General features: G+C 50.9%; 2 rRNA genes. Both read right to left on the minus strand.

Annotation, left to right across the window (positions count from 1 at the left end):
* Positions 1-3: 3 nt before the first annotated feature.
* Positions 4-116 (minus strand): 5S ribosomal RNA (rrf, locus tag ACY65G_RS30535).
* Between the two features lie 144 nt (positions 117-260).
* Positions 261-1,610 (minus strand): 23S ribosomal RNA (locus tag ACY65G_RS30540); the annotation flags it as partial.

Here is a 1,610-nt window from a genome sequence, read left to right on the forward strand (position 1 = left end):
ACAGCCTGACGATAACCTACTTTCACACTGGTTGCAGCACTATCATCGGCGCAAAGTCGTTTCACGGTCCTGTTCGGGATGGGAAGGGGTGGGACCGACTTGCTATGGTCATCAGGCATGACTTGTACGATCGATTGCTCTCAATGGAGCAGCAATCGATCTCAATCCGGAAGAAGTAAAGTTGGGTTGTAGTGTTCAACTACGTCTCATCAAAGAGTAAATGCAAGGAATCATCATTGATTCATAACCGTCAAGGTTATAGGGACAAGCCGTACGGGCAATTAGTATCAGTTAGCTTAATGCATTACTGCACTTCCACACCTGACCTATCAACGTCCTGGTCTCGAACGACCCTTCAAGGAGCTCAAGGCTCCGGGAAATCTCATCTTAAGGCAAGTTTCCCGCTTAGATGCTTTCAGCGGTTATCTCTTCCGAACTTAGCTACCCGGCAATGCCACTGGCGTGACAACCGGTACACCAGAGGTTCGTCCACTCCGGTCCTCTCGTACTAGGAGCAGCCCCCTTCAAATTTCCAACGCCCACGGCAGATAGGGACCAAACTGTCTCACGACGTTTTAAACCCAGCTCACGTACCACTTTAAATGGCGAACAGCCATACCCTTGGGACCGGCTACAGCCCCAGGATGTGATGAGCCGACATCGAGGTGCCAAACTCCCCCGTCGATATGAACTCTTGGGAGGAATCAGCCTGTTATCCCCAGAGTACCTTTTATCCGTTGAGCGATGGCCCTTCCATACAGAACCACCGGATCACTATGTCCTACTTTCGTACCTGCTCGACTTGTCGGTCTCGCAGTTAAGCACGCTTATGCCATTGCACTATTAGCACGATGTCCGACCGTACCTAGCGTACCTTCGAACTCCTCCGTTACACTTTAGGAGGAGACCGCCCCAGTCAAACTGCCTACCATGCACTGTCCCCGATCCGGATAACGGACCAAGGTTAGAACCTCAAATGAACCAGGGTGGTATTTCAAGGTTGGCTCCACGAGAACTGGCGTCCCCGCTTCAAAGCCTCCCACCTATCCTACACAGATTGATTCAAAGTCCAATGCAAAGCTACAGTAAAGGTTCATGGGGTCTTTCCGTCTAGCCGCGGGTAGATTGCATCATCACAAACACTTCAACTTCGCTGAGTCTCGGGAGGAGACAGTGTGGCCATCGTTACGCCATTCGTGCAGGTCGGAACTTACCCGACAAGGAATTTCGCTACCTTAGGACCGTTATAGTTACGGCCGCCGTTTACTGGGACTTCAATCAAGAGCTTGCACCCCATCATTTAATCTTCCAGCACCGGGCAGGCGTCACACCCTATACGTCCACTTTCGTGTTTGCAGAGTGCTGTGTTTTTATTAAACAGTCGCAGCCACCATTTTATTGCAACCCTGTCACCCTTCTGCAGTAAAGCAGTCAAGCTACTGGGGCGTACCTTTTCCCGAAGTTACGGTACCAATTTGCCGAGTTCCTTCTCCCGAGTTCTCTCAAGCGCCTTAGAATACTCATCTCGCCCACCTGTGTCGGTTTGCGGTACGGTCTCGTATGACTGAAGCTTAGAGGCTTTTCTTGGAACCACTTCCGATTGCTACAGG

Source organism: Pseudoduganella sp. jia 12 (genome assembly GCF_055502675.1).